Origin of the sequence: Bradyrhizobium sp. Rc2d, assembly GCF_900099855.1 — a bacterium.
GTDB lineage: Bacteria > Pseudomonadota > Alphaproteobacteria > Rhizobiales > Xanthobacteraceae > Bradyrhizobium.
The window spans coordinates 13,353-30,880 of record NZ_FNCU01000045.1; the positions used below are offsets into that span (position 1 = coordinate 13,353).

Annotated in this window: 12 protein-coding genes and 1 pseudogene; 5 read left to right on the forward strand and 8 right to left on the reverse strand. The window is 65.1% G+C overall.

What is annotated here, in order from left to right; all coding sequences use genetic code 11:
* Nucleotides 1-10: 10 nt before the first annotated feature.
* Nucleotides 11-169, reverse strand: a complete 159-nt coding sequence (locus tag BLV07_RS47950; RefSeq protein ID WP_176945974.1) for a hypothetical protein — start codon at nt 167-169, stop codon at nt 11-13.
* Here BLV07_RS47950 and BLV07_RS35755 point away from each other — a divergent pair.
* The 3 genes from BLV07_RS35755 to BLV07_RS35765 all read left to right on the forward strand — a co-directional run bounded on the left by BLV07_RS35755 (nt 168) and on the right by BLV07_RS35765 (nt 3,017).
* Nucleotides 168-947: an SDR family NAD(P)-dependent oxidoreductase gene (locus BLV07_RS35755; protein ID WP_091895253.1), complete on the forward strand. Its 780-nt coding sequence runs from the start codon at nt 168-170 to the stop codon at nt 945-947. The genes BLV07_RS47950 and BLV07_RS35755 overlap by 2 nt on opposite strands.
* Before the next feature lie 113 nt (nt 948-1,060).
* Nucleotides 1,061-1,441, forward strand: a complete 381-nt coding sequence (locus tag BLV07_RS35760) for a VOC family protein (RefSeq protein WP_091895255.1) — start codon at nt 1,061-1,063, stop codon at nt 1,439-1,441.
* Between the two features lie 298 nt (nt 1,442-1,739).
* Entirely contained in the window at nt 1,740-3,017 is a 1,278-nt protein-coding gene (locus BLV07_RS35765) for an acyl-CoA dehydrogenase family protein (RefSeq protein WP_176945975.1), read from the forward strand.
* A gap of 112 nt (nt 3,018-3,129) precedes the next feature.
* On the opposite strand, the gene yghU is transcribed toward BLV07_RS35765, so the two are convergent.
* Nucleotides 3,130-4,002 (reverse strand): glutathione-dependent disulfide-bond oxidoreductase, encoded by an 873-nt coding sequence (gene yghU, locus BLV07_RS35770; RefSeq protein ID WP_091895266.1) that lies wholly within the window; start codon nt 4,000-4,002, stop codon nt 3,130-3,132.
* 269 nt (nt 4,003-4,271) lie between these two features.
* On the opposite strand from yghU, the gene BLV07_RS35775 reads away from it, so the two are divergent.
* Both BLV07_RS35775 and BLV07_RS35780 read left to right on the forward strand, forming a co-directional pair.
* Nucleotides 4,272-5,405, forward strand: coding sequence for a nitronate monooxygenase (locus BLV07_RS35775; protein ID WP_091895269.1), 1,134 nt, complete (start codon nt 4,272-4,274; stop codon nt 5,403-5,405).
* Between the two features lie 114 nt (nt 5,406-5,519).
* Entirely contained in the window at nt 5,520-7,037 is a 1,518-nt protein-coding gene (locus BLV07_RS35780; RefSeq protein WP_091895273.1) for an acetyl-CoA acetyltransferase, read from the forward strand.
* 105 nt (nt 7,038-7,142) lie between these two features.
* Here the strand turns inward: BLV07_RS35780 and BLV07_RS35785 are convergent, their stop codons facing one another.
* From BLV07_RS35785 to otnI, 6 genes and pseudogenes are all read right to left on the reverse strand, one after another.
* Nucleotides 7,143-8,339: an efflux RND transporter periplasmic adaptor subunit gene (locus BLV07_RS35785; RefSeq protein WP_091895276.1), complete on the reverse strand. Its 1,197-nt coding sequence runs from the start codon at nt 8,337-8,339 to the stop codon at nt 7,143-7,145.
* Complete coding sequence (locus BLV07_RS35790; RefSeq protein ID WP_091895279.1) at nt 8,326-11,505, reverse strand: efflux RND transporter permease subunit; 3,180 nt, start codon at nt 11,503-11,505, stop codon at nt 8,326-8,328. Before BLV07_RS35790 ends, BLV07_RS35785 begins: the two co-directional genes overlap by 14 nt.
* A gap of 171 nt (nt 11,506-11,676) precedes the next feature.
* Nucleotides 11,677-13,372: pseudogene (locus BLV07_RS35795) on the reverse strand (methyl-accepting chemotaxis protein).
* 236 nt (nt 13,373-13,608) lie between these two features.
* On the reverse strand, nt 13,609-15,300 hold the full coding sequence (locus BLV07_RS35800) for a methyl-accepting chemotaxis protein (protein WP_091895281.1): 1,692 nt from the start codon (nt 15,298-15,300) through the stop codon (nt 13,609-13,611).
* A 167-nt stretch (nt 15,301-15,467) separates the two neighbouring features.
* Nucleotides 15,468-16,745 (reverse strand): 3-oxo-tetronate kinase, encoded by a 1,278-nt coding sequence (gene otnK / locus BLV07_RS35805; protein ID WP_091895284.1) that lies wholly within the window; start codon nt 16,743-16,745, stop codon nt 15,468-15,470.
* Nucleotides 16,742-17,524: a 2-oxo-tetronate isomerase gene (otnI, locus tag BLV07_RS35810; RefSeq protein WP_091895286.1), complete on the reverse strand. Its 783-nt coding sequence runs from the start codon at nt 17,522-17,524 to the stop codon at nt 16,742-16,744. The genes otnK and otnI overlap by 4 nt, the downstream gene beginning before the upstream one ends.
* Nucleotides 17,525-17,528: the final 4 nt, after the last annotated feature.

The window sequence follows — 17,528 nt, forward strand, 5'->3', positions numbered from 1 at the left end:
GGTTTCCTCGTCAGTTGCCGGCCTGCGTCAGTTTCGCAGACCGGAATTTGTTTTGCCGGGGCGCATATTTGATTTTTGGCGCGGTCTTGTCCATGGTGATCAGAGCATAGCAAGCAATCTTGCGCGCAGCGGCTGATGCGCCGCAGCCCCAAAACAGGAAACGCGCCATGAACCTTTTCGACCTCACCGGCCGCGTCGCCGTGATCACCGGCGGCAATGGCGGCATCGGGCTTGGCATCGCGCAGGCGCTCGCCGGCCAGGGCTGCAACGTCTCGATCTGGGGCCGCAATCCTGACAAGAACAGAAGCGCTGCCGCGAGCCTGGCCGGCCTTGCCGGCAAGGTCGACACCCGCGTCTGCGACGTCACCGATCCGGCCTCTGCCAATGCCGCGATGAAGGCGACGCTCGATACTTTCGGCCGGGTCGACGGCTGCTTTGCCAATGCCGGCATCGGCGGCGGCGGCCGGCGCTCCTTCATCGAGCGCACCGAGGAGGAATGGCGCACGATGTTTGCGACCAATCTCGACGGCGTGTTTCATGCGTTCCAGGCCGCGGCAAAGCACATGACCGAGCGCGCCAATGCCGGCGATCCCTTCGGCCGGCTGGTTGCCACCTCGAGCCTCGCCTCGATCTTCGGCACCGCGCGCAACGAGCACTATGCGGCGACCAAGGCCGCCATCAACGCGCTGGTGCGCGCGCTCGGCGTCGAGCTGGCGCGTTACGGCGTCACCGCGAACGCGATTCTGCCAGGCTGGATCAAGAGCGACATGACCGCCGGCATCATGGCGAACGACAAGTTCGTCGCCAACGTGATGCCGCGCATTCCGGTGCGGCGCTTCGGCGAAGCATCCGATTTCGGGGGCATTGCCGTGTATCTGATGAGCAAGGCGTCGTCGTATCACACCGCCGATACGTTCGTGATCGACGGCGGCTATACGGCGTTCTGATCTTTCTTTCTCGTAGCCCGGATGGAGCGAAGCGCAATCCGGGACGGCCAAAAGCAAGCAAGACCCGGATTTCGCTACGCTCCATCCGGGCTACAAACTCTGAGGGAGGCAAAATGTTCTCGCACGTCATGATCGGCACCAACGACTTGGACAAGGCCAAGGCGTTCTACGACAAGCTGCTCGGCACGCTCGAGGTACGGCCGGCCAGGGTCGACGGCCATCGCATCTTCTACATCACCAAGACCGGCGTGTTCTCGGTGTCGAAGCCGATCAACGGCGAACCGGCGACCTGCGCGAATGGCGGCACGATCGGCTTTGCCTGCAATTCGCCGGAGCAGGTCGAGGCTTGGCACGCGGCCGGAGTCGCCGCCGGTGCAAAATCGATCGAGGATCCGCCCGGCATCCGCCAGGGCCCCGGCGGCAAGCTCTACCTCGCCTATTTGCGCGACCTCGACGGCAACAAGATCTGCGCGATGCACCGGATGCCGGCGTGAGCTAGCTACATCCACCGCTGTCATTCCCCGCGAAAGCGGGGAATCCAGTACGCCGCGGCTTCTCGATTCAATCACTGCGGTCTCTGGAATACTGGATCGCCCGGTCTTCGCCGGACGATGACAGCGGAGAGTGAGGCGCGCGCCTGCCGCCTCTCGCCCAGCACCATTCAAACAACATTTCAAACGCCCTCGCGAAATTCCATCGCATGGTATGGCGCGCGCGAAAAATGCGCGCTCGCACTTTGGCCAAGCTGCGACTATTCTCCGCCTCAGCAGTCTCAACGATCCGGGAGGAACAATGACAAAACACACCTACATTCCCCGCACCACCAACTACACCCTCAATCCCGGCGACGAGCTCAACGACCTCAGGATGTCGGACCAGGTCCGGCCGCTCTATGATCACGTCAAGAAGTTCATCCGCGACACCGTCGAGCCGATGTCGATCGAGTTTGCCAAGGCCGGCGAGAGCAAGGAAGATCGCTGGAGCTTTACGCCGAAGCAGCTCGAGGTGCTGGAGAAGGCCAAGAACAAGGCCAAACAGGAAGGCCTCTGGAACTTCTTCCTGCCCGATGACGAGACCGGCCAGGGCCTGAAGAATCTCGACTACGCCTATATCGCGGCCGAGCTCGGCAAGAGCCCGCTGGCTTCGGAAACCATGAACTGCTCGGCCCCCGACACCGGCAACATGGAGGTGCTGGAGCGCGTCGGCACCAAGGAGCAGAAGGAGAAGTGGCTGAAGCCGCTGCTCAACGGCGAGATCCGTTCGGCCTATGTCATGACCGAGCCGAACGTCGCCTCCTCCGACGCTAAGAACATCTCGACCACGGCCAAGCTCGTCGGCGACGAATGGGTCATCAATGGCGAGAAGTACTACATCTCAGGTCTCGGCGATCCCCGCTGCAAGATCCTCATCGTGATGGTGAAGACCAATCCGGATGCGGCGCCGAGCAAGCAGCAGTCGCAGATCCTGGTGCCGCGCGACACGCCCGGCGTCGAGGTGCTCGGCCCCATGTACGTGTTCGGCCAGGACCACGCCCCGCGCGGTCACATGCATATGCGCTTCAACAATGTGCGGGTGCCAAAGGAGAACATGCTGCTCGGTGAAGGCCGCGGCTTCGAGATCTCGCAGCTGCGCCTTGGACCGGGGCGCATCCATCACTGCATGCGCACCATCGGCAAGGCCGAGAAGGCGCTCGACCTCATGGTGCAGCGTGGCCTCACCCGCGAGGCCTTCGGCAAGAAGATCGCCCATCTCGGCGGCAACATGCAGATCATCGCGCAGGCGCGCTGCGAGATCGAGGCGATGCGGCTGATGGTGCTGAAGGCGGCGAAGGCAATGGACGTGCTCGGCAACAAGGAGGCCCGCGTCTGGGTCTCCATGGTCAAGGCCATGGTGCCGGAGCGCGCCTGCAAGATCATCGATCAGGCGATCCAGATGCACGGCGCCACCGGCATCTCGCACTGGACCCCGCTGGCCGAGATGTACCAGGACGTCCGTCACCTCCGCTTCGCTGACGGTCCGGACGAGGTGCACTGGATGGTGGTGGGGCGCCACGAGCTGAGCATGGCGTAATCAGATGCCGTAGGGTGGGCAAAGGCGCGCTCTTCGCGCGCCGTGCCCACCATCGTGGCCTCGCAAGGAGTGGTGGGCACGCTTTCGCTTTGCCCACCCTACGCAGTTCGAGCTACGTCACCGGCGCGAGCTTGTCCTGCGTCTTGGTCTCGAAGTCGCTCGCATCGTGGCGTTCGTGGAGCTGGCTGGCGGGATCGCCGGAGACGCGGTTGACCATGCGGCCGCGCTTCACGGCCGGACGCTTGGCGATCTGGTCGGTCCAGCGCTGCACGTTCTTGTAGTCCTGCACCGAGAGAAATTCGCCGGCGCCATAGACCAGCCCCTTGGCGAGCGCGCCGTACCAGGGCCACACCGCCATGTCGGCGATGGTGTACTCGCTGCCCGCGAGATATTCGCTGTCGGCGAGCCGGCGGTCGAGCACGTCGAGCTGACGCTTGGTCTCCATCGCGAAGCGATCGATGGCGTATTCGATCTTGGTCGGCGCGTAGGCGTAGAAATGGCCGAAGCCGCCGCCGAGATAAGGCGCGCTGCCCATCTGCCAGAACAGCCAGGACATCGCCTCGGTGCGGGCCTTGACGTCCTTCGGCAGGAAGGCGCCGAACTTCTCGGCGAGGTAGAACAGGATCGAGCCGGACTCGAACACCCGGATCGGCTCGGGCCCGGAGCGGTCCATCAGCGCCGGGATCTTGGAGTTCGGATTGATGTCGACAAAACCGCTGCCGAACTGATCGCCGTTGCCGATCCTGATCAACCAGGCGTCGTATTCGGCGCCCTTATGACCGAGCGCCAGAAGCTCCTCCAGCATCACCGTGACCTTCACCCCGTTCGGCGTCGCCAGCGAGTAGAGCTGGAGCGGGTGGCGACCGACCGGCAGCTCCTTGTCGTGGGTGGGCCCGGCGATCGGGCGGTTGATGTTGGCGAACTGCCCGCCATTTTCCTTGTCCCAGGTCCAGACTTTGGGCGGTACGTAGGGGGTGTCGGTCATGAAAATGCTCCGGCGCGGAAGGGCGCGTGCAACGTTAGCTAGCGAGACTGGTAAAATTGACAAGGGCGCCGACATGCATTGCCGGGCGGGGCCGCTCTCCATTTCGTCATGGCACTCATCCCTGCAACCCGTCCTGCACGTGGCGCCTGCACGCAAGATGCGCCTCAGAATCCGGCGTGGCATCGCCGGTGGTGATGGGCTAGCGTCGGGATGCCTTCGCCCGAGGAAAGCAACAAGAGCAAGCGAAGGCCCGCCGCCGGGAGAGAGCCATGAAATCGCCGATCTGCGACATGCTGGGCATCGAGTTCCCGCTGCTCGCCTTCAGCCATTGCCGCGACGTCGTTGCCGCCGTCAGCCGCGCCGGCGGCTTCGGCGTGCTGGGCGCCACTGTGCACACGCCGGATACGCTCGAACGCGAACTGAAGTGGATCGACGATCACGTCGACGGCAAGCCCTACGGCATCGACGTGCTGATCCCCGAAAACATCTCCACCGCAGGCGAGAAGGACGTCACCTGGAAGAGCCTGGAGGCGCGCGTGCCGCAAGAGCACCGCAACTACACGCGCGACATCCTGAAGAAATACGATATCGAGCTGACCGCCACTGAAGTGGCAGACAATCAGCCGCAGCCGTTCGACGGGAAGACCGCGCTTCAATTGCTCGAGGTCTCCTTCAATCATCCGATCCGCTTGATCGCAAATGCGCTGGGCGTGCCGCCGAAGGCGATGATCGAGATGGGCAAGAAGCATGGCGTGCCCGTTGCCGCGCTTGTCGGCGCCAAGGAGCACGCGCTGCGCCAGGTCGCGGCCGGCGTCGACATCCTCGTCGTGCAGGGCACCGAGGCCGGTGGCCATTGCGGCGAGGTCTCGACCATGGTGCTGGTGCCGGAGGTGATCAAGGCGATTAAGCCGATCCGGGACGTGCCGGTGCTGGCGGCCGGCGGCATCATGACCGGACGGCAGATGGCGGCCTGCATGGCGATGGGCGCGGCCGGCGCCTGGACCGGCTCGGTGTGGCTGGCCACCGTCGAGGCCGAGACCACGGAGATCTTCCGCGAGAAGATGATCGCGGCGTCCTCGCGCGACGCGGTGCGCTCAAAGGGCCGCACCGGCAAGCCGGCACGTCAGCTCCGCTCGGTCTGGACCGATGCCTGGGACCGCGCGCCGGACAGCCCGGGCGCGCTGCCGATGCCGCTGCAAAGCATCATCAGCCGCGACGCTTTCAACTCCATCGACCGCGCGGCGGCGAGCGGCAACGCGAGGGCGCGCGATCTCGTCAGCTATTTCGTCGGCCAGGGCGTCGGGCTGATCGACAGCGTGAAATCGGCCGGCGCCGTGGTGCAGGAGTTCAAGGAAGAGTTTGCCGAAGCCGTCGAGCACATGAATGCGCTGGTGGCGGAGTAGGCCCCACTCGTCATTGCGAGCGCAGCGAAGCAATCCAGAATCTTTCCGCGGCGGCAGACTGGATTGCTTCGCTGCGCTCGCAATGACGAAACAACTGACATCGTGAATTGAAGCATGACAGATAAGAACAATATCCTCGAAGACCGCATCCCCGTCATCGTCGGCATCGGCGAGATCGTCGACCGTCCCAAGGAGATCACCGAAGGCCTCGAACCGCTCGATCTCCTGGAACAGGCGCTGCGGCGCGCGGAAGCAGACGCTGGCGCAAAGCTGCTCGGCGAGGTGCAGTCGCTCGACGTCATCAACTTCCTGAGTTGGCGCTATCGCGATCCGGAGAGGCTTTTGGCGCAACGGCTCGGCATTTCGCCGTCGCATTGCTACTACGGCCCGGTCGGCGGCGAGAGCCCGATCCGCTACATCCACGAGGCGGCAAAGCGCATCGCGCGGGGCGAATGCGCCGTGGCGGCAATCTGCGGCGCCGAGGCGCAATCGACCGCGACCAAGGCTGAGCGCGCTGGCGTCAAGCTGCCGTGGACGCCGTTCGCACACGACGTCGAGGAGCCCAAGCGCGGCGCGGCGTTCCAGAAGCCGCTGGCAGTGAAGCTCGGCGTGTTCCGCCCCGTCACCGTCTATCCGTTCTATGAGGCGGCCTCCTCCGCGCATTGGGGCCAGACGCCACGCGAAGCGATGACGGAATCAGGCACGCTGTGGTCGCGCTATTCGGAAGCTGCCGCACAGAATCCCAACGCCTGGCTGAAGCGGCGTTATGCGCCTGAGGAGATCACGACGCCGACCGCCGACAACCGCCTGATCGCGTGGCCCTACAACAAGCTGATGGTCGCCAATCCCAGCGTCAACATGGGCGGCGCGCTGCTACTCACGAGCCTCGCCAAGGCGCGGGGGGCCGGGATTGCCGAGGACAGACTGGTCTATTCGCTCGGCGGCGCCTCGGCGGAGGAGCCGCGCGACTATCTCCTGCGCGACCAGTTCTACGAGAGCCATCCGCAGAACGCGGTGCTGAAGGCCGTGATGGACCTCGCCGGCGGCGACGGCAAACAGTTCGACGCCATCGAGCTCTACAGCTGCTTTCCGTGCGTGCCCAAGATGGCGCGGCGGACGCTGGGCCTGGGCGCCGACGTGCAACCGACCGTGACCGGCGGCCTCACCTTCTTCGGCGCCCCGCTCAACACCTACATGACGCACGCGGCCTGCGCGATGGTCCGCCGTGTGCGCGACGGCGCCAAGCTCGGCCTGCTCTACGGCCAGGGCGGCTTCGTCACCAAGCACCATGCGCTGGTGGTGTCGAAAACGCCGCCGCGCGAGGCGCTGGTGCAGGACACGAGCGTGCAGGCGGTGGCGGACCGCAACAAACGCGCGGTGCCGGAATTCGTCACGGAGGCAACTGGCAGGGGCAAGGTCGAGAGTTTTACCGCGCTCTACGGCCGCGGCGGCGATGTCGAGCACGGCGTGGTGATGCTGCGCACGGAGGATGACCGGCGCACGCTCGCTCGGATTCCGGCGAGCGACAGCGCGACGCTGGCGCATCTGCTCAACATGGATCGCACGCCAGTGGGCTCGCTCGGCGAGATCGCGATGGCTGCCGACGGCGTGCCGGAGTGGCGGGTGGCGTAGCTCTCGTAGGGTGGGCAAAGCGGAGCGTGCCCACCATCTTGCCACGATGGCGGACGTAATGGTGGGCACGGCGCAAGAGCGCCTTTGCCCACCCTACGAGACTGCCTAGCTCCTTGGCGCCTGCTTCTCCGAAGCCGTCGCTGGCTTGGCCTTGGCGCCAACCACGCGTACCGCATCCCCATCCGACAAGCCGTCCGGCGGAGCCGTGATGACGCGATCATCGGGCGCAATGCCCGAGGCCAGCTCGATCTCGCGGCCGAGATCGCGGGCGATGGTCACAGTCTTGAACAGCACCTTGTCGTCGGGACCGACGGTCGCAACGCGCAGGCCGCTGCCGTTGAAGATCAGCGCGCTGGCGGGGATGCTGAGCGGCGCGGCATCGCGCTGGAGATTCAGCTTCACACTGGCATAGCCGCCGGGCATCAGCTCGCCCGAGGAATTGTCGAGCCCGAGCTGCATGCGCGTGGTGCCGGAGGCGACGTCGACGGCCTGGGAGGAGGCTTCCACTGTCGCCTGGAAGGTTCGGTTCGGATATTCCGGCAGGGTGATGGTGGCCTTGGCGCCGATCTTGATCGCCGGCACATAGTTCTGGGGCACGTTGACGTAGACGCGCAGCTTGGTGATGTCGGAGACCACGAACATCGCCGGGCCTGCCCCGCCGCCGGCATTGATCAGCGCGCCGACGTCGGTGTCGCGCGCGGTGACGACGCCGTCGAACGGCGCGGTGATCTTCTTGTAGCCGGCCAACGCTTCCAACCGCTCCACATTGGCCTGACCCGAATGCACGGCGGCGTTCTTGTTGGAGAGATCGGCGGTGCGCTCGTCGATCTCCTGCGCGGAGACGAAGTTCGAGGCGACCAGCGTCTTGCGCCGGTTCAGCGTTGCCTCGGACAGCCTGGCGCTGGCCTGCTGGCTGGCGAGGTCGGCTCGGGCCTGCAAGAGCTGCTGGTCGAGGTCCGGCGCCTCGATCTCGGCAATCACCTGCCCTGCCTTGACGCGGGCGCCGATGTCGGCGTTCCAGCTCTTCAGATAGCCCGATACGCGCGCGAAGATCGGCGCGCGGTAGTAGGCTTCCAGCCGGCCCGGCAGATCGATGCTGGAGTTGAGGACCTTGGCGTTGGGCTGGGTCACCGCAACGCTGGGAACGGCCTGATCATCGGTCCATTCCTTCAGCTTGGAGCCCTGCTCCTCGCGGGCACGGATGCCGGTGCCCACGACGAGGCCAGCCGCGATCAGCGCCACCACGCCGAAGATGCCCAGTTTCCGGCGCGACACCGGGGAGCGGGGTTCAGTGGGCGACATGCGGGGTCTCCAATGAGGCGGCGGCTTTGGCGCCTTGTTTCTTGTGTACCATGCTGAACACCACGGGAACGAACATCAGCGTTGCGAAGGTTGCAAAGATCAGGCCGCCGATCACGGCGCGGCCGAGCGGCGCATTCTGCTCGCCGCCCTCGCCCAGCCCCAGGGCCATCGGCGCCATGCCGATGATCATGGCGAGCGCGGTCATCAAGACGGGGCGGAATCGGACAAAGCCGGCTTCGAGCGCAGCGGCGACGGGATCGCCGAGCTCCTCGTAGCGTTCGCGCGCGAAGGAGATCACGAGCACGCTGTTGGCGGTGGCAACGCCCATGCACATGATGGCGCCGGTGAGCGCCGGCACCGACAGTGTCGTCTCCGTCATGAACAGCATCCAGACGATGCCGGCGAGCGCGGCCGGCAGCGCCGTGATGATCACGAAGGGATCGGACCAGGACTGGAAGTTCACGACGATCAGGAAATAGATCAGGACGACGGCGCCAAGCAGGCCGAACAGGAGACCAGTAAAGGCGCTGTTCATGGTCTGCACCTGACCGAGCAGCACCACGGAGGACCCCTTCGGCACCTCCTTGGCGGTGTCGGCAATCAGCTGACGGATATCGGCGGCAACCGCGCCGAGATCGCGGCCCGACGTGGTCGCGAAGATCTGCACCATCGACTGGATGTCGTATTGCGAGACCACGGCGCTCGAGGTCGAGCGCTTGATGTCGGCGATGCCGCCGAGGATCGGCGACTGCGCATTGCCGGCGGCGGTGATCGGCAGCGTCTGCAGCGCGCTGAGCGAGTCGATCTGGTATTGCGGCGTCTGCATCACGATCGAGTAGGACACACCGTTGTCGGGGTTGAGGTAGTAGGTCGGCGCCACCTGCGAGGAGCCGGCGAGGTTGACCACGAGGCTGTTGGTGACGTCGCGCTCGGTCAGGCCGACATATTGCGCGCGGGTGCGATCGACATCGATGTTGAAGGTCGGATTGTTCGGCGACTGCTGGATGCGCGCATCGGCAACACCGGGAATCCTGCGGACCTTTGCCAGCAGATTATTCGCGTAAGCGAAGTTGGCGCTGAGATTGGCGCCGCGGATCTGCAGGTCGATCGGCGCCGGAGCGCCAAAATTCAGGATCTGGCTGACGATATCGGCGGGCAGGAAGGCGAAGCTGACGCCGGGGAACAATCGCGGCAGCTGCTCACGCAGCACGCGCACATGCTCTTCAGTCGGCTTGTGGCCTTCTTTCAGCTTGATCTGGATGTCGCCGTCCTGCGGACCGATGACGCCGGTGTTGTTGTAGGTCATGTTGATGCCGGAGATCGGCATGCCGATATTGTCGGTCATGGTCTCGATCTCGCCCGGGATCAGCTTGCGGACCGCCTTCTGCACGTCTGCAAGCTGGTTGGCAGTTTCCTCGACGCGGGTACCGACCTGGGTGCGGACATGCATCAGGATGTTGCCGGCATCGACCGCAGGGAAGAAGTTGCGCCCGAGGAACGGCACCAGCGCGAAGGACGCGCCGACGACGCAGAGGAAGCCGATCACGAACACTGCACGGTGCGCCAGCGCGAGCCCGAGCAAACCACGATAGCCACCGCGAATGCGCTCGAACCCCGCTTCGAAGCCGCGCTGGAGCCAGACGAAGGGATTGCGCGACTTCGGCGGCCCGCCCTCGTGGTGAACATGCGCCTGCAGCAGGTAGTTCGCCATGGTCGGCACCAGCGTACGCGACAGGATGAACGACCAGATCATCGCGAACATCACGGCTTCCGCCATCGGCACGAACAGGAAGCGCGCCACGCCGGTCAGGAAGAACATCGGCACGAACACGATGCAGATGCAGAGCAGCGACACGAAGGCCGGCGTCACGATCTGGTTGGCGCCGTCGAGGATCGACTGCTCGACCGGCTTGCCCTGCTCCAGATGGTAATTGATGTTCTCGATCGTCACGGTGGCGTCATCGACGAGGATGCCGACCGCGAGCGCGAGGCCGCCGAGCGTCATGATGTTGAGCGTCTCGCCGATCGCCGACAGCATGATGATGGCGCCCAGCACCGACAGCGGGATCGAGACCGCGATGATGATGGTCGAGCGCCAGCTGCCGAGGAACAGGAGGATCATGACGCTGGTGAGCAGCGCCGCGATCACGCCCTCGAAGGCGACGCCCTGGATCGCGCCGCGGACGAACACCGACTGGTCGCCGATGAAGCCGATCTTCAGCGCGTCGGGCAGCTGATCCTTGACGTCGATCACCTTCTGCTTGATGCCGGCGATAATATCGAGCGTCGAGGTCGCGCCCGCCTTCAGCACCATCATCAGCACCGAGCGGTTGCCGTCGACATGGACGATATTGGTCTGCGGTGGGTTGCCGTCGCGCACGCTTGCGACGTCGCGCACATAGACCATGGCGCCGTTGACGGTCCTGATCGGCAGATTCCCGAGTTCGTCGATCCTCAGCGGCGAGTTGTTGAGCTGGATGTTGTACTCGAACTGGCCGATCTTCTGGGTGCCGACCGGCGTGATCAGGTTCTGGGCGGCCAGCGCATTGGCGACGTCCTGGCCCGAGAGGCCGCGGGCCTGCAGCGCGGTCGGATCGAGATCGATCTGGACCTGGCGCTGCTTGCCGCCGAACGGGTACGGGATCGCCGCGCCGGGCACGGTGACCAATGGCGTGCGAAGCTGGTTGATGCCGATATCGGCGAGGTTCTGCTCGGTGAGCCCCTCGCCCGACAGCGCCACCTGGATGATCGGCACGGTGGAGGCGGAGTAGTTCAGGATCAAGGGCGGCGTCGCGCCCGGCGGCATCTGCTTGAGTAGCGTCTGCGAGATCGCGGTGACCTGCGCGTTGGCGGTGCGGATATCGACGTTGGGCTGGAAGAAGATCTTGATTATGCCAAAGCCGTTATAGGAATTGGCAGTGATGTGCTCGATATCGTTGACCGTCGTCGTCAGCGCGCGCTGGAACGGCGTCGTGATGCGGCCGGACATCTGGTCGGGCGGCAGGCCGGTGTACTGCCAGACCACGCCGATCACGGGAATGCGAATGTCCGGGAAGATGTCGGTCGGGGTCCGCAGTGCCGCGAGCGGTCCGATGATCAGCAGCAGCAGCGCGAGCACGACGAAAGTATAGGGCCGGCTCAGGGCAATACGGACCAGAGCAATCATGCGCCAGACAATTCCAGGTCAAACGAGGATGTGGAATCCGCCCCCGGGCGATCCCCATTTCCCCCTTTACCCGAGCACCGCCGGAAACGCTAACCTCCGGCGGCCTTCGCGCATTCACTTCCCTGCTACCGCATCTGCGAAATCTACATCGCAGCCATGCGGCCGCGTGTTTCACGCAGCGCGGACCGAGTCCAGGAACTTGCCGACCTCGAGCTTGAGGCGGTTGGAGTCGCGCGACAGCATCTGCGCCGCCGACAGTACCTGCGAGGACGCCGAGCCGGTTTCGGAGGCGCCGCGCTGGACGTCGCCGACATTGGACGAGACCTGCTGAGTGCCGTGGGCGGCCTGCTGCACGTTGCGGGCGATCTCCTGGGTTGCCGCGCCCTGCTGCTCCACGGCCGCCGCAATCGCCGAAGCGATCTCCGACAGGCGCGCGATGGTGCCGCTAATCTCGCCGATGGCGCTGACCGAATCCTGCGTCGCCGCCTGGATGCCGCCGACCTGCTGGCCGATCTCGCCGGTGGCCTTCGCCGTCTGCTCGGCGAGCGCCTTGACCTCGGAAGCCACCACCGCGAAGCCGCGGCCGGCCTCGCCCGCCCGCGCCGCTTCGATCGTGGCATTGAGCGCCAGGAGATTGGTCTGGCCGGCGATGGCGTTGATGAGCTCGACGACGTCGCCGATCCGCGACGCCGCTCGCGACAGTTCGCTGACACGCTCGGTGGTGGCATGCGCCTGGCTGACCGCCTCGCTCGCGATCCGGGTGGAATCCTGCACCTGGCGGCCGATCTCGCGGACCGAGGACGACATCTCCTCGGCCGCCGTTGCCACCGAATGGACGTTGCTGGAGGCCGCCTCCGAGCCGGATGCGACCGCCGTGGCCAATTCCCGCGCCCGGCCGGCAGTCGAGGACAGGGTCGAAGCCGAAGCCTCAAGCTCGGTCGCGGCCGACGACACGGTCTCGACGATCTCTCCGATCGCGGCCTCGAAGCCGTCGGCGAGTTTGGTCATATCTGTCTTGCGCTGCGCCTCGGCACGGCGCTGCACCGCCTGCACCTCGTCGCGGCTGAAGCGGATGATGGTCTGCACAGTCTGGAGATTGCGCAGCGCCTCGCCGATCTCGTCGTCGCGCTCGATGACGATGCGATTGTCCAGCTTGTCCTGGACGAGGTTGACCAAGGTATCGTTGAGGTGCTGCATCGGCCCCTGGATCGCGCGCATGGTCGCAAAGCCGGCGAAGCCGACGACGGTAGCACCGACCAAAGCCAGCAGCGACAGGACCAGGATGGTCGAACCGCCGGTCGACAGCGTGCCGCTAATGCCGAGCGCAAGAATGAACAGCACCTGGAGCGCCATCGTCGTAACGAGGCGTGCTTTCAGCGTCCCGGTGAAGACGCTGAAGCGGTCGAGCAGCGAGCGGCGGCGGATGATGCCGGCATCGATGCGATAGCCATGCGGCTTCTTCTCACGGATCGCGGCGTAAACCTCTTCCGCGAGCCTGCGCTGGTCGGCCGGCAATTTTGTGCGGATCGAGGGTGTACCCCGTGACCTGGCCATTTTCCCGGATCGGCGAGGCAGTCGCCAGCACCCAGTAGAAGTCGCCGTTCTTGCGGCGGTTCTTCACCGCGCCGAGCCAAGGCTTACCCGCCTTCAGCGTGTCCCAGAGATTGTCGAACGCCTCCGGCGGCATGTCGGGATGGCGGACGATGTTGTGCGGCTGGCCCATCAGTTCCGCCGACGTGAAGCCGGCGGCGGCGAGAAAGTCCTCGTTGAAATAGGTGAGCTTGCCCTTGAGGTCGGTCCTGGAAACGATCAGCGTATCGTCGCTGACGGGATATTCGGTGTCGGTGACGGGAAAATTCTTACGCATCGGGGCCCCCAACGAATTGAAAATGCATTATTTCCAAACAGGACGCCCCGCTGTTCGAGGCGTCTCCCGCAATTCTCGTAAAGCGAATTTAACTATCGATAAAATGGGCGCCCCGTACGTTTACGGGCAACTCCCCATAATGCTACCTGCAAGCGAGATCATGCTACCGGCGACAAAAAGAAAACGAGCGGCGCTTGGCGCCGCTCGATTCCTGGAGCGATGGACTTTGCGAGGGACTACGCCGCGCGGACGTTGGTCAGGAACTTGCTGACCTCGTTCTTGAGCCGGTTCGAGTCGTTCGACAGCATCTGCGCCGCCGACAGCACCTGCGAGGAGGCGGTGCCGGTCTCGGTCGCGCCGCGCTGCACGTCGGTGATGTTGGAGGAGACCTGCTGGGTGCCTTGAGCAGCCTGCTGGACGTTGCGGGCGATCTCCTGGGTCGCTGCGCCCTGCTCTTCCACGGCCGCTGCGATCGCCGAGGAGATTTCCGACAGGCGCTCGATGGTCGAGGAGATCTCCTTGATCGCACCGACCGAATCGTTGGTCGCCGCCTGGATGCCGGAAATCTGCTGACCGATCTCGCCAGTCGCCTTCGCGGTCTGTTCGGCGAGCGCCTTCACCTCGGAGGCGACCACGGCGAAGCCGCGGCCGGCTTCGCCGGCGCGTGCCGCCTCAATGGTCGCGTTCAGCGCCAGCAGGTTGGTCTGGCCGGCGATGGTGTTGATGAGCTCGACGACGTCGCCGATGCGCGAGGCGGCCTTGGAGAGCTCGCTGACGCGCTCGGTGGTGGCCCGCGCCTGGCCGACGGCGTCGCCCGCCATCCGCGCCGATTCCTGCACCTGACGGCTGATCTCGCCGACCGACGAGGCCATCTCCTCGGTCGCCGAGGCCACCGACTGCACGTTGGTCGAGGCTTCCTCCGAAGCGCCGGCAACGGTGGTCGCCAGCCGCTGCGAGCGGTCGGCGGTCGACGTCAGTGTCGAGGCGGAGGCTTCGAGCTGGGTCGAGGCCGGCGACACGGTCTGGACGATCTCGCCGATCATGGTTTCGAATTCGCGGGTGATGTTGTCGATGCGGCGGCCGCGCTCGATCTTGGCTTCGGCGTCGGCCGCGGCGGCTTCGTCCGCGGCCTTCTTGGCGATCAGCGCCTCCTTGAAGATCTGGAGCACGTCGGCCATGGCGCCGATCTCCGTCTTCTCGCCGCGATGCGGGACTTCAGCGGAGAGGTCACCTTTGCCCAGCGCCTGCATCGGTTCGGTGATGGAATTGATACCGTTGGAGACGTCACGGACGAGATAGAAGCTGAGACCAATGCCGATCACGACAGCGCCGCCGAGAATGACCGAAACCAGCATGAAGGCATAGGAGTAGCTGTCCGCCGCATCCTGCGCTGCCTGCTCGCCGCCCTTGGTGTTAAGCTCGATGTCCTTGTTCAGCACCTCATCCGCCTGAAGCCCAATCTTGTTGACCGTCTTAGAGTTGAGCTCCTGCGCCTCGCGGGGGAACTTGCCGGCCTCCTTGCGCGACAGCGTGATCACCTCCTCGGTCCCCTTCTTGTAGTCCTCCCAGAGCTTGGACCACTGGGTATACAGCGCCCGCTCTTCCGGCGAGCTGATCATCGTCTGATACTTGGTGCGCACTTTGGCGAGCGCCTCAATCACGATGGCACCGGTCTTTTCCGTCGCGAGCTTGTCTTCCAGAGCTTCGGCCAGCATGTGCTGGCGCACAACGTTGCGATAGGTGATGACGCTGGCGCGCAAATCCCCGATCACTCTCACGCTCGGCATCCAGTTCGTGGTGATGTCGACGGTGTTGGCATTCATGGACCGCATCTTCATGACGGCGAGCAGACCCATGCCGGCCATCACGACCAGCAAGAACGCCACGACACTCATGATCTTGGCGCGGATGGAAATGGTGGCGAGCATAATCGGGTCTCTTTGTGCTGGAGCCGGCGCGCCCGGAAGTTTTACGAATCAACCAAAGGGAGCAGCACCGACATCCAGCACCTGAGCACCTGTGCGGACGTTAACTACGACTCCGTACGAGTACGGAGCCCGAAAGAAATGAACAGGCGGCTAAGAATGCTCTGCGCTCAACGCATGAGCCCAAGCGCATCGGTGAAAAACTCCGGACCGCCAAAATTCCCGGATTTCAGAGCGAGCAACATCTCGCCTGCCTGCGCACCGACCGCACGCAGCACCGGGACGCCCGCGGCGATTTCCACGCCCACGAGAAACCCGGGAATCCTCAAGCGGTCGACCACGGCGCCGGATGTCTCGCCGCCCGCAACGATCAGGCGCCGGACGCCGGCCTGCACCAGGCCCTCGGCGATGTCGGCCATGGCCTGCTCGATGGCATGCCCGGCCGCGTCGCGGCCGTGACGCGCCTGAACGGCGGCAACGGCTTCCGGTGTCGCGCTCGAGGCGATCAGAACAGGACCATCCGCCAGGCGCGGCCGCGCCCAGGCCAGCGCGCGCTGCGCTTCGCCAGTACCTGCAACGACCTGCTCGGGATCAAGATGTAACACCGGCATGACACGCTCCGCGCTGGCGATCTGCTGAAGCGTCGCCTGCGAGCAGCTCCCGGCAAGGCAGGCCGCCGGGCCACCAACCGCCGCACCAGCGTCGCTGCCCGCCGCGCTCGACCGCACCTTTCCGGTCGACACCAGCGCCCGCGCCAGGCCAAGGCCGATGCCGGAGGCGCCGACCGACAGCCGATGCTCGGCGGCAACGAGTCCGATGGTCTCGAGGTCGCGGTCGAACACGGCGTCGATGATCGCGGCACCGATGCCCTTCTCCGCGAGTTCGGCCAGCCGCGCCCGCACGGCGTCTGCCCCGCGCGTGACTGTGGCGAGATCGACGAGGCCGATCTGCGTCTTGCTCTGGCGCGCCAAGACGCGCACCAGGTTGGAATCCCGCATCGGGTTGAGCGGATGGTCCTTCAGCGGGCTCTCGTTCAAGGGCACGGCGCCGACGAAGAGGTTGCCCTGATAGACGGTGCGGCCGGTCTCCGGAAAGGCCGGCGTCACCAGAACGACGCCTTCGCCGCAATCGGCGCGGAGCGCGTCCATGACGGGGCCGATATTGCCGGCGTCGGTGGAATCGAAGGTCGAGCAGATCTTGAACAGCACGTGGCCGGCGCCGCGGCCGCGCAGCCACGCCTCCGCCGCGCGCGAGCGGGACACAGCAAGGCCCGCCTCGATCGAGCGGCTCTTCAATGACACCACGACGGCATCGACCTCGGGCAACGCCAGATCATCGGCAGGCACGCCGATGGTCTGCACGGTGCGCAGGCCGGCGCGCGTCAGCGTGTTGGCGAGATCGGAGGCGCCGGTGTAGTCGTCGGCGATGCAGCCCAACGCAATTGTCACGGCTTCACTCCAGCGTAAGGCTTGAACCAGGCGAGCCCATCCGTTGTCTTGCCGCGCGGATTGTATTCGCAGCCGACGAAGCCGGCATAGCCGAGCCGGTCGAGCTCTTCGAACAGGAATGGATAGTTCAGCTCCTCGCCGTCGGGCTCGTTGCGCGAGGGGATGCTGGCGATCTGGATGTGGCCGATGATCGGCATCATCTCGCGCAGCCGCATGGTGACGTCGCCATGGATGATCTGGCAGTGATAGATGTCGAACTGGAGCTTCAGGTTCGGAAGCCGCAATTCCTGGATCAGGTCGCGCGCGAAACCGAAATCGTTGAGGAAGTAGCCGGGCACGTTGCGTGCATTGATCGGCTCGATCACGATGTCGATGCCGTGCGGTGCGAAGAACTCCGCGGCCCACGCCACTGACTTGTAGAACGCCTCGATCGCGACGCGCTCGCCGCGGTTGGCGATACCAGCCATCAGGTGCAGGCGCTTGACGCCGGTCGCCTTGGCATACGGCAGCGCCGTCTCCAGGCTGGCCTTGAGATCGGAGAAGCGCGCTGGCAACGCCGCAAAACCTTTCTCGCCGGCGTTCCAGTCGCCCGGCGGCAGATTGAACAGCGCCTGGGTCAGCCCGTTACGCTTGAGGCGCTCGCCGACCGCCTCGGCCGGATGCTCGTAGGGAAAGAGAAACTCGACGGCGGTGAAGCCGGCTTGCGCGGCGGCATCGAAGCGGTCGAGGAACGGCACCTCGGTGAACATCATCGAGAGGTTGGCGGCGAAACGGGGCATCGGA

Bases quoted from the DNA above. Each gene is read 5' to 3' on its own strand.
- BLV07_RS47950 (WP_176945974.1), bottom strand. From the start codon at position 169: ATGGCGCGTTTCCTGTTTTGGGGCTGCGGCGCATCAGCCGCTGCGCGC.
- BLV07_RS35785 (WP_091895276.1), bottom strand. From the start codon at position 8,339: ATGTCGCCCACTGAACCCCGCTCCCCGGTGTCGCGCCGGAAACTGGGC.
- BLV07_RS35775 (WP_091895269.1), top strand. From the start codon at position 4,272: ATGAAATCGCCGATCTGCGACATGCTGGGCATCGAGTTCCCGCTGCTC.
- otnI (WP_091895286.1), bottom strand. From the start codon at position 17,524: ATGCCCCGTTTCGCCGCCAACCTCTCGATGATGTTCACCGAGGTGCCG.
- BLV07_RS35780 (WP_091895273.1), top strand. From the start codon at position 5,520: ATGACAGATAAGAACAATATCCTCGAAGACCGCATCCCCGTCATCGTC.
- BLV07_RS35765 (WP_176945975.1), top strand. From the start codon at position 1,740: ATGACAAAACACACCTACATTCCCCGCACCACCAACTACACCCTCAAT.
- BLV07_RS35755 (WP_091895253.1), top strand. From the start codon at position 168: ATGAACCTTTTCGACCTCACCGGCCGCGTCGCCGTGATCACCGGCGGC.
- BLV07_RS35760 (WP_091895255.1), top strand. From the start codon at position 1,061: ATGTTCTCGCACGTCATGATCGGCACCAACGACTTGGACAAGGCCAAG.
- BLV07_RS35800 (WP_091895281.1), bottom strand. From the start codon at position 15,300: ATGCTCGCCACCATTTCCATCCGCGCCAAGATCATGAGTGTCGTGGCG.
- BLV07_RS35790 (WP_091895279.1), bottom strand. From the start codon at position 11,505: ATGATTGCTCTGGTCCGTATTGCCCTGAGCCGGCCCTATACTTTCGTC.
- yghU (WP_091895266.1), bottom strand. From the start codon at position 4,002: ATGACCGACACCCCCTACGTACCGCCCAAAGTCTGGACCTGGGACAAG.